A 12637-nucleotide genomic window follows, 5' to 3' on the forward strand; every position below is an offset into this window, starting at 1 on the left:
TAAATTGAAAGTCGGACTGATTTCAGATACGCACGGCTATCTGGCGCCGGAAGTTTTTTCCATTTTTGAAGGCGTGGAGCTCATCCTTCATGCCGGCGATATCGGTAATGAACAGGTCATTGCCGAGCTTTCGGCCATTGCGCCGGTTAAAGCCGTTTACGGCAACAGCGATCGTTTTCCGCTGGTTAGCCGCTATAAGCGCATGAATTTTTTCAGGCTGCAAAAATTCTACGTCTGCCTGACACACATCGTGAGTTCGCCAAAGACCTTTGCCTTTCAATTGTTTAAGATGGACAAAAATGTCGATGTGGTCATTTTCGGCCATACACACCGCGCAGAACAGGCGCGCTTTAAAGATATTTTGTTTGTCAATCCGGGCAGCGCCAGCCAGCCGCGTTACGGCAAGGCAAAATCCGTGGCCATCATGGTTGTTTCGAATGAAAATATTAAAGTAGATTTCAAATATTTTTAAGTTAAACGAAAATATCAGACCTGAGAGAAGATGGTTCCTAAGTTTATCTGCAGATCTTTTATGATTGTGGAGACAATGTTCCTCTGTCGTTCTGTGCGCAGTTTTTTGGGGTCGACAATCCAGTACTCTTTTACCCCGAATTGTTCGTACAACTCCTTTTTTCCCACCAGATCGTAATAGGCGCTGGAAGGCGATAAAATTTCTATAATTAAATCCGGCGCGCCTTTAATGTTGTCTTCTGTGATTATTTTTTGATTTTCTTTGGCAATGAAGAGTATATCGGGTGTAACACATTGTATTCGTCGAGGTAAACGTCACAGGGGGCGCCAAACACTTCGCCAGAACGTTGGGCTGACACAGGTGAAATCAAGGCGTGCTTTACTCTTTGATGGACAATTTTAGGAGCTGGCGTCATAACCAACTCTCCTCTAATCAACTGATAGTGGGAGTCGTCAGCAGGCAGGTTTAGATAATCCTGATAGGTAAACACCTTCTTTTTCAATGCATATCTGGGCGCTGTTTCTTTGACTGTCATGGGATTCGCTCTGTTTACTGGTAGAATTTAATCAAATAGATCAGAGAAGTAAAGAGTAGAATCGCTTGCATCCCCATACCAATAACAACGCCTTTGTCAATAAAATTCTTACTTAGTCCCATTGCGCATGTCTAAGACTGGTTGAGGAAGTTAAGATATTTTTCAGAACTCATTTTACCATTCACTTAAGCGATAGTAAAATATTACCTCATTAATTTTACTCCTGCTTGCCGCTTAAAAAGCGAAGATTTCTTTTAATTTTTGTTTCAGTCTTTGGGTTCTGATTTTTTTTTCAATAATTTTGCCTTCAGGATCAATCAAAAACGTAGTCGGATATGATTTTACCTGATACAGGTTAATGATTTCTTTAGACGTTTCCTGCACAATTTGCGGCCAGAGAATTTTATGCTGTTCTACAAATTTTTTTACCTTTATTCGTTCATCGTTGGCAATGCCAATAAATTTAAAATTTTTATCGGAATAGGTTTGATAAATTTCCTTTAATAATGGAATTTCAGAAACACACGGTTTGCACCACGTTCCCCAGAAATTGAGCAAAACATAGTTTCCTCGCAGCGCTTTCAGATCGATTGTTTTGCCATCCAGCGCTGCTGCCGAAAAAGGTAGGGCCTGCAATCCTACCTCAACGCCAGAATCTTTTTCAACCTCCGAGACTTTGACCAGTTTAACATATTCTCCCGCCCTTAACACCTTTTCAAAGCGGTAGAAAACATCGCCTATTTGTATTTTTTCACCGACTTTAATTTCATTGGAATAGTTCGCACGGTAATCATTTTTTGAAATCTTCTTAATTTTTAAACGAGTGGAGCCTCGATAAACAGGGCGGCTATTATAAATGACCAGCTCATATTTGCTGCCGTTTAATTCAAATCTTCCTGAGCGGTATTCAGCAAAGTTTGTCGCAATTTGCAGCGGCCTTTTTTTAAGCGCTGAATCGGGAAGATGATAGGTCGAAAAATCATAATCCACATATAGCCATGTTGTCCCCTTTTTTATCTGACTACCATCAAAATACTCGTAATCGATCGCAAACGGTAGGCCGTCGTGGTACCTTCCCCAGTATAACTGTCCCGGCAGTTTAGTAGGAACAACGTAGGCAGGATCATCGCTCAGATCATAATTGTTATTTCTATCCGCAATGACAACTAGCCGCCCCTTACTATCAAATCCAGCAGCCACAGGAATCAATACCTTTAAAGGTTTGTCCGAGACAAAATTCATGCCCGCATCGAATGCACTCATCTTTTGCAAAGATTGATACCGCTCCTCTGGTATTTTCCCGTTTTTAAAACTTTGATAGGCATGTTGCAGAAAATCCACCTCTTCATAGGCGACCAATAAATTTTCAAGGCTGTCAGGAATCCCTTTAATTTCAGGCTGCGCATGATACCATGGGTTATCCTTTTCCAATGCTTTTAAGGGATGTACGCCGTGCCTGAAGGGGCCAAATCCTTTGTGCTTTTCGGTTTTTATCAGCAGTGTATCGGGCGCGGCGGCTAAAACAATAGAACACCAAAACACAGCCAAAAAAAAGGCTGAAACCATTCTGGGCAAAACGAGCCTCCTTAACAACGTTAGTTTTAAATTTTAATTATGGGACGCTGTTTTTAACGATTTGTTTGAACTTGAAAGAGAAATCCACATCTTCATGCGAAAAATGGATAATGATTTTAGAGGATCTGGCGTTGACCGGGAAAAAGAGATTCCCCTGAATCTGGAATCCCGGCGGCAATGTGGTTTTACGCAATGCCTGATCAGCCCATTGCCTGCGCAGTTGATTGATGGAACGCAAGGTTTTATCATGCTCCAGATTGCTTTTAACATCCTCCACATCTCGTTCTAAGGCGTTTAAAGACTTTGTGCGTTCGTCGTCATCTGCAGCGGCCAGATCGCTCAAAGATTCAAAAAAAGAAACAAGCGCTCTGTTGCCCTGTTCTGTTTTGTAATGGGCTATCTCCCGCGCTTGCTGCAGATAAATTTTTTGTAGCTGTTGTTCGGGATTCACCGCCAGTGTCCGTTCGACGACAATCTTCTTATCACTTATCATGGCCGTTTGATAAAAGAAATTTTCCGGAGATATCACCACCGGCTTTCGTTTGCCATTGACAATAAACACATTGAATACGTAATAATCCTGCCAGGAGCGGTCGAAAGCAAGCGCAACTTCTAAGCTGTCCTTGCGCTGCACCTGGTAATACTTTCCCCACAGCCAGAATCCCTGATCTTTTTCGGCTTCCAGCAGGTAAAGGGGTTTGGGGGCGTAGTAGCAAGAAGTCATTAATACGCTCAAAAACACAATCAAGGTCTTTTGTTTCATTTGTGCACCTACCGTAATGATCGTTGGTTATTAATTTACCTACAAACTAATTATGGCACGGCATAAAAATCAAGGCAAAAATTTCGGAGGCACGAATCCATAAAACTCACTGCAAACGTTCATGGAAAAGACAGAGCGGGTGGACACAATATTATTCTACTAAAAAATGACAAATTATCCTTTTTAAAGCGATCTCACGTTTCAATCGTCGTGCATTTCAGCAAAAAAAAGCCCCATCCAAAACGACAGGGCTATGGTGAAACGGCCAGATAATACGCGCTTAAGCGTACACTTCTTTTTCATTGCATTTGCAAACCGCAACAATTTGCTCGGCAAAACGATAAGAGCCTTCTTTTTGGCTTGGTTCGGTATTTACCACTTTAACATAGGTGTACGCCTCGCCGCACACGGGACAGGTTTTGCCGTGTTTGGATTTCATCGTTTTGCTTGCAAAATCTTGTTTCTTTGCCATTTATCCTCCAACTTGTTTTTCATATATTAATCGGTTTATTGCATTCGAAAATAGCGCCGTATATCGTTGAAGGCGCTCTTTGTCTGTTGTTTTAAATTTCCCGGATTTTTCATCTTCCAGGGTGACCATACCGATGGCCTGTTCCTGATATTCAACAGGCACCGATAAAAAGGCCCGCAGGCCGTAATTAGTTTTTTCCTGGCGGCTGAAACGCGGCACAAAGTATTCGCCCTTCTCAATATCATCCAGTAAATAGGGGCGATTTTTCAATATTACCCAGCCGTTCAATCCCTCTTCAAGCACAAATTCGGTTCCGGCCTTGAATGGGTCTTCTTTGCCGATAGCATAAAACACCATACCGCGCGCCTGGTTCAGGTCAAAATCTTTCCTGAAGGCGATAGTCAGTTTGCTGGCCTGGAATTCATGCACCAAAAAGTCGCAAAATCTTTCAACGGCCGTTCTTAAACTTTTGGTGGATGCGACCTCCTCCATCAGCTCAAGCATCTTGCTTTTTTCGTGGGCTTCCTCTTTCAGTTTTTCCATGATTAAGACATTTGATAAATACGTCATGGTCAGGTCATTAATCTTGTTAAGAGTAGCCCGGTCTTCTTCATTAAAAAAATCTGCCAGCTCCGCATCAAACAACCAGTACAAATACAGCTCCTCTGCCAGCTCGGTACGAAAGGCCAGAAAAGAACGCGGAACATAGGACTGTGGAACATAAAACGGGATCAGATTGGATCCGTTTTGCACGTGGTTTTCCACTAAAAAGCCCTGCGCGCTATCGATCAAATTTAAAACGGGAATCGGTTTATTTTTAGGAGAACGAAAGATATCGTTCCGTACTATTTTGTGTAAAAGGACGATTTCCCGTTTGGGTAGCATTAAAAGTAAAAATCCATTGTGAGGCAGAATCAAGTTCCAGATCACCGAAAATTGTTTCTTTAATAGATCCATCACTTCCGGATTCTTTTGCAGGGCCCGGGAAAACAAGGCCGCCTGGTTGTCAAAGAACGGACTCTGATTTCTGGTTAATTGCTGCTCATCAGGGACTTCACTCTCATCTTCTTCTGTTTCATCCTGATATTCGCTCCATAAACGATAAAGCATAACGCTGATCCCGCCAAAGAGCGAAATCTTGAACAATAGCCGGCCCCAGGCTCCCCAGGATTCCGGATTGACAAAAATGCCAACAAACGTTAACAAAAAAAGAACGACAAAATAAACCACCGATGAACTCATACCTTAATAAAGCCTGTTAAATTAAGAATAAATTTACTGAAATACAAGTACTTAAGGCAATGGCGGGATAATAAAATAAAAGGATTGCCAGCTACAATCCTTTTATTCAAAACTTAGTGCTTTTCCTGGTCAACCAATTTGAGCTGGTCCCTATCAATCACAGCCGGATTATTTTTAACCGTATCCTGTCGATTCTGAAAAGTACGCATATTCGACTTGGTGATGGATGGTTGAGCCAGAATGGGAGACGCCATTTGTTGTTGCTGAGGTGCCATCCTCCCGGGTGTTGCCGTTTCTTGCACCGTAATTGTGGGCGTATTGAGTGTCGTCAGAACAAAAAAGGTAATCATGGCAATTAACGCGGCGCCAGACAGCCCAAAGGTTAAGCTTCGTTTGTTGAATGTCGAAGGCGATTCACTGGAAAACTCTCCGGAAATCCTTAATCGTAATTGCGAATCAAAATCTTCTGAAGTCGTAATGGGAGGCAATTGTCGCAGCTTTACGGTGAGAAACATGACATCGTCGAAAACGTGCTTGCACTCCGCACAATGATTTAGATGATCATCCACTGCGGCTTGATCTTCAGATGGGAGGTTACTCTCAATGTAATCGGATAACATCCGTTTTGCAGTATCACAACTGATCATAGGCTATCTCTCCCTGATTTATTGTTCATTCATCAAATGTTTTAGGTCCTCTTGCAATTTTAATCGTGCCCGGTTGACACGCGATTTAACGGTTCCCAGAGGAATGCCAACAATTTCTGCAATCTCTTCATACGAAAACCCCTGAATATCGCGCAGGATGATAACCTGCTTAAATTTCGGCGACAATTTATCAATCGCTTTCTGGATGATCCTATCGGTAACCACTGTATTGGTTTCTCTTTCAGGATTACTCTCTTCGTCCGGAATATCATAATCCTTTTCACTGGTCATGAATGAACTGATCGACAGTAATTTTCGCCTTCTGCGTCTGCGCAGCTCAGTTTTTGCCAGATTACCGGCAATGGTGTAAATCCAGGTCGAGAACTTGGCTATTTCGCGATAATAGTGCTTGTTTTTAAATAGCCTTAAAAATGTCTCCTGGACTATATCTTCCGCTTCTTCTCTTTCTCCGACAAAGCGAAATACAAAATTCATCAAAGGATCTTTGTAGCGTTTTACCAGCAAATCAAAGGCGTAATTATCGCCTTGCTGAAAACGGGCAATTAACTCTTCGTCTGTCGGAGAATCCTTTGTCTTTAAGTCCTTTTCCGTTTTTACCATGTACAAACTTTCTGTTTAACACAACTTAAAAAAAATAAGTTCCGAAATATTTTAATATTTCTGCCTCTTTCGCTTCAGATCTTCGATAATTCGCGATCGATTCACAACATTCAGAATTCTTCTCGTCGGCAGAAACCTTTTTTATTCTTGCTTTATTTAAAAATACACTCCAAAATTACAATCTGCAAATCTGGTAACACAAAAGTTCCAAATGTTGTAAACTGGAAGACTTAATTCCCTTCTGCGCCAGATCAAAATCGTTTAATAATTTAATCGCCTTCTTAATCTGGTCGAAATTGTATTTTTGCAAAACAACATTAATATCGCGCATCTGAAAATCTGCCATTTTCATCTTTTGAGCGACCTGCCGGATGTTCAATCCCTGGCGCCTCAACGATGCAGCCATTAACGATTTTCTGAAAAAGGCGAATAAGACCGCATTTATCATTGTCGGATCGATTCCGGCTTCCATTAATTGATGTGTAATATTCAAACTTTTGCCAAGCTGGCGCTGGGCCAACGCTTTTTGCAGGGCAAAAATATTGGCCTCACGGTAAACGCCGGAGGTCTCGTGTAAATCATCAACGGTAATCGGCCCTTCGTCTGTCTTAAAGCTGATCACTTTTTCGATTTCGTTCTTTAACGTCAAAATATCATTGCCCACATTGGCCACTAAAAAATGAATCGCCTGGTCTTCAATCCCCCGCCCCAGTGTGTGGCAATATTGTTTTACCCATTCCGGCAGTTGATTTTCGCGGATGGGTTTGCAATCCACCACCGTGGCTGCTTCTGCCAGAGATTTAAAAAATTTGTTTCGAGGCGCTTCGCTGGCGCACAAGACAAGAACCGAAAATTTTGGAGGCTTTGTCAGATATTTCTTGAACGTCGCATCGTCTTCTATTTTCATTTTATTGAATTCGCGCACAATGACCAGTTTTTTGTCTGCCAGCATGGGATAGGCGCTAAACTGCGACAGCACTTCCGACTGCGTATTTTCCGTTCCGTAGAGTGTGATTTCATTGAGATCGCGACTGCCACGATCGGTAAATAACTTGCGTGAAAGCGCATTAATCACCTGATCGTGGAAGAACTTTTCTCCGCCAACTAAAAAATAAACGGAATCGATGCGATTTTCATCAATTTCTTTTAACACCTGTACGGGTGTCTTCATCCTCTCTTCTCCCAACATCAATTAATTTCAAGATTTTACGGCGCACGTCTTTCACATCGCCCGCACACGCTCCTATTCAGTTTCTTTTACCGCCGCAAGCCACCTGACAAAATGTTTTGTTGCCCACAGCCCTGCTGCAATAACCGCCATCCATTGCAGGAGGGTCGTCCCCAGACTGTACGTACGCAAGGGATGCCACCATGTTTCAGGGTTCCACTGAATCGCCTGCCAGAACCACCAGCCCAGCATGGCTACAAACTGCAGGGGAATTAAAAATTTGAACAAAATCGTTCCGCCAATTTTTAACCCACGGCGTTTTAAATCTAAATTTACCCATTCGCTCAAGAAGGTTTCCACCCCAATCCAGTTTACAACGAATGCAAAAAACAGGCCGCTTAATAATAGGCCCAGCCCCCACACCCAGTCCTGATTATTAAAGAATTCGAGTGAAAGAGCCGAGGGGGCGCCGAACAGAAAAGTGGCCAATCCGATGCTCAACACGGCTCTTTTTCTCTTCAGGCCAAAGTCCATTAAAACGCGCGTAGCCAGTTCGATCATGGAGATCAGACTGGAAAGAGCGGCAAAAAAGAGCGAAAGGAAAAAGACCGAAACAAAAAACAGACCGGCGGGCATCTTTTCAAACAACTGTGGCAGGGCAATAAAGGCCAGGCCCTGATTTCCGGCTCCCAGAACCTCGTGAGCTTGATCCAGATTTGCAGAAAGCGCAAAAACCGTGGGAATGATGGCCAACCCGGCCAGAATCGATGCCAGGTTGTTGCCAATGCCCGTAAGAAAAGAATTGCTCACAATGTTCTCCTGATTGCGGGCGTAAATGGCGTAAGTTAAAAGCAGGCCCCAGCCCGCCCCGGTGGACCAGGCCGACTGCGAAAGGGCATCCAGCCAGAGGCGATAGTTCAAGAACTGGTGCATTTCTATTCTAAAAAAATAATGCAGACCGATTTCTGCATTTGGAAGCGTTATAGCCCGCACCGCAGCCAGCAGCAAAAGCACAAACAACAACGGCACAATAATTTTAGAAAATCGCTCCACACCCCGTACAATGCCGCGGTAAATTATAAAAACGCCCAGGGCGATGGCCGCAAAATGATAGAGTAGCGCTTCCGGATTAAAATGTGTAAACGACTGCCACATCTGTTCATGATTGATCGTAAAGATTTTTCCCTGCACAGCCAGCAAAAAATATTTCAGACTCCAGCCGCAAACCACTGAGTAATAGAACAAAATGGCGGTGGTGCAAAAGCCCACAAACCAGCCCAGCCAGGTGAACCGCTTGTTTATCTTGCTAAATGCGCCTATGGTTCCCTTACGCGTTTTTTTGCCGACGCCGAATTCAACGATTAAAAGTGGAATGGACCACAAAAACAGAAACAGTAACCAGGGAATTAAAAAAGATCCGCCATATTGTCCCGCCAGTCGCGGAAAACGCCAGATGTTGCCCGCCCCCACGGCCATGCCAATGGTGGCCGCAATCAGACCGTAACGGGAAGTAAAAAAGTCTTTACTTTTTGCCATTTGCCGAAATCCCTAAAATAAATAATAAATCAGCCCAGCGGTTGAAAGCGCCAGGCAGTAATATCCGAACCACTGAATCTTTCCTTTTTTTACAAAGTCCAGCAACCACCAGATGGCCAGGCATCCAAACGCAAAAGAAAAAAGCGTTCCTAAGGCAATATTAATCAATTCCGAAGAAGTTACAGGGTTTCCGATTAAATGTTTCAGTTTTAAGAGCACGGCGCCAGCTACAGCCGGGATGGACATGATAAATGAAAAGCGGGCTACTTTCTCTCGATCGCCGCCGCTTAAAATGCCCACAAAGATGGTGCTTCCACTGCGCGAAATACCCGGTAAAATGGCAAGGGCCTGCGCAAACCCCATTAAAAAAGACATGGGCGCGGTAATATCTTTACTGCGATTTTTAATAAAAGGAATGGAGGCCATCATTAAACCGGTGACAAACAAAAAAGCAAAGGCCGCTATTACGCTACCAAAAATTTGTTCAATCTGATCCTCAAAGGTCAGCCCAATTACGGCAGCAGGAATGGAAGCTAAAATCACGTACAAATCCCAGCGCCAGTAATAGCGGTTCTCTTGGGTTGGATTTCCACGGATCATGGCCAGGGGACTGATAATCATCTGCCATAATTCTTTTCTGAATAAAACAAAAATAGAAAACAACGTCCCCAGGTGCATAAAAACATCGAACATTAACCCCGCTCCTTCAAAATTTAGAAGATGTGAAAATATTACCAGATGTCCAGAACTGGAAATAGGAAGAAACTCGGTTAGCCCTTGAATCGTCCCCAATACAATGGCTTTAATTAATTCATCCATGTATTCTCCTGAAAAAATGAGTTAGAGTTTACGGACAACCTGCGTCCTTTTTGCATGCGCACACACAATTTTTTTTGCAAGTCCGGGCAAAGATGACAAAACATCAACATTCCCCGGTCCGGCAAGATACTTTTTCAAAATATTTATTCAGTTAAAAATTAATTTATCCATTTTATCGTTTCCTGTCCAGAATAATTAGAAAGTTTTGATTATAGAGTACGTGGGCTTTCTTCGCAGTGTTTTTTATCATGTGCTTACCCTAAGGCAGCATAGCCGCAACCAAAATCAACCGCAACGTGCGCCAAGTCATTTTCTCGCAGATTACGCCAATCATTGCAGAAAATTATTTAACATTTAAGACAAAAGCTAGACAAAAATGGCACTGGGGGATGAGTTTTTAAAACAGCACAAAAATTTTCGAATCCAGCTAGATGGGGATTCGAAATGAGCGGCCGATGAACAATTTAATTTTTGAACCAGGATTTGCTTGATTTTTGGATTACCATGATTTTCCTTTTTTGCTTTTTAACTTTTTCATTAAATTTGGAGAATAAAATAGCATCGCGTGCAAAAAATCAAGGCTATCATGTAATCCTTTTAATCAAGGTTCAAAAACTACCTTCAAAGTCCTAAGGCACCAAAGCCGCAAGCAAAATCAACCGCAACGTGCGCCAAGTAATTTTCTGGCAGATTACGCAAATAATCGCAGAAAATGATTAAACAAATTATTTCAAGCAACCAGAGAAGTCACAAAGGGCGCAATGAATATTTTAAATTAAATTACCCTTGCTCGCTCGATCCTCACTCCCAGACAAAAGATCAGGAATGAACGTACTTGTAAGGGCGAAGGATTTCCAACCCTACTTTATCCAGAGCGTTTTTTTGATATGACTAAAGATTAATGCTTACCATCGTTGAATTGTTCTTGGAAATCCTTCGCCCCTACATAAACGGTGGCAGGAATTCACCACATTTGCAGAAACAGGTTTGAAATGACAGGCTAACCATTCAACCATTCAACTAATCAACTATTCAACCATTTTGACGAAACAAAAATTTCAAATCCCGCCCGGGAGGCTGTTGCAAATTCAGTTTGAGTAAAATTCAAAAAATTTGTAAATTCTGGGCGACAGATAAAACAAGTAATAACAAAGGAATTCCATGAGTTTTATTACTTATAATCGCTCACAAATGAATCTCTTTGGCTATAGTGTGGAAGATTTTGCCAGAGACGATCCAAAGAGTCGATTTGTAGTGGAGTTGGTTTCGCGCCTTGATTTAAGTGCACTTTATTCCCGTTATAGTTCGCAAGGCGGTGATTCTTATGCCCCAGACATGATGCTTGCCTTATGGTTTTATGCTTATAGTAACGGCATTACCAGCACCCGTAAGCTGGAGGAATTGTGTAAATTTGATACGCGCTACATTTATATCACTGGGAATCAGCATCCGGATCATAGTACATTAAGTCGTTTTCGCAAGGCACATTTGGATTTATTAGACCAATATTTTGTAGAGATACTTTTAATTGCCCAGGCCGAAGGCATAAGTAGTTTCAACCAGATAGCCATAGATGGCACGAAAATCAAAGCGCACAGCAGTAAGCGTCATGGCTACACTGAGGATCAATTAGACAAACGTATAGAGAAGTTAAGAGCAGAGATCAAGCAATACATGCAGCGCTGTAATTTTGTAGAACAGGGGGCCACGGATGAATTAGATTTAGAAACTCTTCGAGCGGAGAAAGAACGGCTTGAGCGCTTAGAGAAAGAGATATTAGAACGTAAAGCCCAATTGAAAGAGCGTAAGAAACAGCTCAAATCAGAACATCGTTCAAGACATCAAATAAATGTAAAAGAGCCGGATGCCCGCATGATGCCTTCGGTGGATGGGCCGGGTTATAACGCACAATTAGGCGTAGATATGTCGAGTCATTTAATTGTAGCCCATGAAGTGGTAAGCCAGCCCAACGACCAGGGTCAATTCATACCGATCCAAGAACAAGTAGAGAAGAATCTTGGTTCAGATGATAAGCGATCTTACACAGCCGATTCCGGTTATCACAATAGCGCAGACCTAAAAGAATTGGAAGAAAAGCAGATCGATGCCGTAATAGCCGATCCCCAGTTATCCAATCGTTCGATAAAGGAGACACCGACCTCCAAGGAAGAATTGCAAAAAGAAGAAAGAAAACTAAAACGAAGTGATTTTGTGTATCATGAACAGGGAGATTACTATGAATGTCCGGCGGGTAAGAAGCTTTTTCCAGTTGAGAGGAATAGCGAACGGATCGTATATCGTTCCAATGATTGTCAGGACTGTCCCTTAATTAATTTATGTATTTCCAGTAAAAAGAAAGTTAAGCAAATCCATCGTTCAGTTAATGAGAGTTATTGCGAACGTATGGCGAAAAAGTTACAAACTTCAGCGGCGCAGGAACGACTAAAGAAGCGTTCGGTGACAGTTGAACCTGTTTTTGGTAATTTGAAGCATAATTTAGGCTATCGTGGATTTTCCTTATCTGGTCTTAATAATGTTCGTAGTGAATTTACGTTAATGTGTATTGGGCATAATATTAATGTTCTATTTAAAAATATGTTAGGGAAACGTTTAGCAGCGTTTATAACAGCATCACAAGAAAAAGATGATCTATTAATTTTATTTTCAAAGAATATTTTGGCGTTTTTAATTCTATATTTTGCCCAACGTTTAAGAATGAGAAAAAATTATCAATATCGGAGAATATAAACATTAATTCCTCCCCCCCCATGCAACAGCCTCCCGGGC

Annotated in this window: 13 protein-coding genes; 2 read left to right on the forward strand and 11 right to left on the reverse strand. The window is 42.2% G+C overall.

What is annotated here, in order from left to right; translation table 11 throughout:
- The first annotated feature begins 4 nt into the window (after positions 1-4).
- Positions 5-472, forward strand: a complete 468-nt coding sequence (locus tag Cabys_RS00830) for a metallophosphoesterase family protein (RefSeq protein ID WP_006927402.1) — start codon at positions 5-7, stop codon at positions 470-472.
- Between the two features lie 14 nt (positions 473-486).
- Here the strand turns inward: Cabys_RS00830 and Cabys_RS20545 are convergent, their stop codons facing one another.
- From Cabys_RS20545 to Cabys_RS00880, 11 genes are all read right to left on the reverse strand, one after another.
- Positions 487-771, reverse strand: a complete 285-nt coding sequence (locus tag Cabys_RS20545; RefSeq protein ID WP_335647887.1) for a Uma2 family endonuclease — start codon at positions 769-771, stop codon at positions 487-489.
- A complete protein-coding gene (locus Cabys_RS20550; protein ID WP_052304138.1) occupies positions 717-1007 on the reverse strand; it encodes a Uma2 family endonuclease in 291 nt (96 codons plus the stop codon). Before Cabys_RS20550 ends, Cabys_RS20545 begins: the two co-directional genes overlap by 55 nt.
- Positions 1008-1241: 234 nt before the next feature.
- Complete coding sequence (locus Cabys_RS00840) at positions 1242-2549, reverse strand: TlpA family protein disulfide reductase (protein WP_225868931.1); 1308 nt, start codon at positions 2547-2549, stop codon at positions 1242-1244.
- 70 nt (positions 2550-2619) lie between these two features.
- On the reverse strand, positions 2620-3345 hold the full coding sequence (locus tag Cabys_RS00845; RefSeq protein ID WP_006927400.1) for a hypothetical protein: 726 nt from the start codon (positions 3343-3345) through the stop codon (positions 2620-2622).
- A gap of 280 nt (positions 3346-3625) precedes the next feature.
- Positions 3626-3817 (reverse strand): hypothetical protein, encoded by a 192-nt coding sequence (locus Cabys_RS00850; protein WP_006927399.1) that lies wholly within the window; start codon positions 3815-3817, stop codon positions 3626-3628.
- The gene (locus Cabys_RS00855; RefSeq protein WP_006927398.1) at positions 3818-5059 is read right to left on the reverse strand and encodes a GAF domain-containing protein; all 1242 of its coding nucleotides are present in this window, start codon (positions 5057-5059) and stop codon (positions 3818-3820) included.
- Positions 5060-5172: 113 nt separating this feature from the next.
- A complete protein-coding gene (locus tag Cabys_RS00860; RefSeq protein ID WP_006927397.1) occupies positions 5173-5706 on the reverse strand; it encodes a zf-HC2 domain-containing protein in 534 nt (177 codons plus the stop codon).
- 18 nt (positions 5707-5724) lie between these two features.
- Positions 5725-6327, reverse strand: coding sequence for an RNA polymerase sigma factor (locus Cabys_RS00865; RefSeq protein ID WP_006927396.1), 603 nt, complete (start codon positions 6325-6327; stop codon positions 5725-5727).
- Positions 6328-6502: 175 nt separating this feature from the next.
- A complete protein-coding gene (gene holA, locus Cabys_RS00870) occupies positions 6503-7498 on the reverse strand; it encodes a DNA polymerase III subunit delta (RefSeq protein WP_006927395.1) in 996 nt (331 codons plus the stop codon).
- A 72-nt stretch (positions 7499-7570) separates the two neighbouring features.
- Positions 7571-9031, reverse strand: coding sequence for a sodium-dependent transporter (locus Cabys_RS00875; protein ID WP_006927394.1), 1461 nt, complete (start codon positions 9029-9031; stop codon positions 7571-7573).
- A gap of 12 nt (positions 9032-9043) precedes the next feature.
- Positions 9044-9850 carry an undecaprenyl-diphosphate phosphatase gene (locus Cabys_RS00880; protein ID WP_006927393.1) on the reverse strand — a complete coding sequence of 269 codons (807 nt, stop codon included), beginning with the start codon at positions 9848-9850 and terminating at the stop codon, positions 9044-9046.
- Positions 9851-11011: 1161 nt separating this feature from the next.
- Here Cabys_RS00880 and Cabys_RS00885 point away from each other — a divergent pair.
- The gene (locus tag Cabys_RS00885; protein WP_006927392.1) at positions 11012-12598 is read left to right on the forward strand and encodes an IS1182 family transposase; all 1587 of its coding nucleotides are present in this window, start codon (positions 11012-11014) and stop codon (positions 12596-12598) included.
- Positions 12599-12637 lie beyond the last annotated feature (39 nt).

The organism is Caldithrix abyssi DSM 13497 (assembly GCF_001886815.1).
In the GTDB taxonomy this organism is placed as follows: domain Bacteria; phylum Calditrichota; class Calditrichia; order Calditrichales; family Calditrichaceae; genus Caldithrix; species Caldithrix abyssi.

What these genes read in the sequence shown, in the direction of transcription:
- Cabys_RS20550 (WP_052304138.1), bottom strand. Translation starts at nt 1,007, where the DNA reads ATGACAGTCAAAGAAACAGCGCCCAGATATGCATTGAAAAAGAAGGTG.
- Cabys_RS00845 (WP_006927400.1), bottom strand. Translation starts at nt 3,345, where the DNA reads ATGAAACAAAAGACCTTGATTGTGTTTTTGAGCGTATTAATGACTTCT.
- Cabys_RS00850 (WP_006927399.1), bottom strand. Translation starts at nt 3,817, where the DNA reads ATGGCAAAGAAACAAGATTTTGCAAGCAAAACGATGAAATCCAAACAC.
- Cabys_RS00855 (WP_006927398.1), bottom strand. Translation starts at nt 5,059, where the DNA reads ATGAGTTCATCGGTGGTTTATTTTGTCGTTCTTTTTTTGTTAACGTTT.
- Cabys_RS00860 (WP_006927397.1), bottom strand. Translation starts at nt 5,706, where the DNA reads ATGATCAGTTGTGATACTGCAAAACGGATGTTATCCGATTACATTGAG.
- Cabys_RS00865 (WP_006927396.1), bottom strand. Translation starts at nt 6,327, where the DNA reads ATGGTAAAAACGGAAAAGGACTTAAAGACAAAGGATTCTCCGACAGAC.
- holA (WP_006927395.1), bottom strand. Translation starts at nt 7,498, where the DNA reads ATGAAGACACCCGTACAGGTGTTAAAAGAAATTGATGAAAATCGCATC.
- Cabys_RS00875 (WP_006927394.1), bottom strand. Translation starts at nt 9,031, where the DNA reads ATGGCAAAAAGTAAAGACTTTTTTACTTCCCGTTACGGTCTGATTGCG.
- Cabys_RS00880 (WP_006927393.1), bottom strand. Translation starts at nt 9,850, where the DNA reads ATGGATGAATTAATTAAAGCCATTGTATTGGGGACGATTCAAGGGCTA.
- Cabys_RS00885 (WP_006927392.1), top strand. Translation starts at nt 11,012, where the DNA reads ATGAGTTTTATTACTTATAATCGCTCACAAATGAATCTCTTTGGCTAT.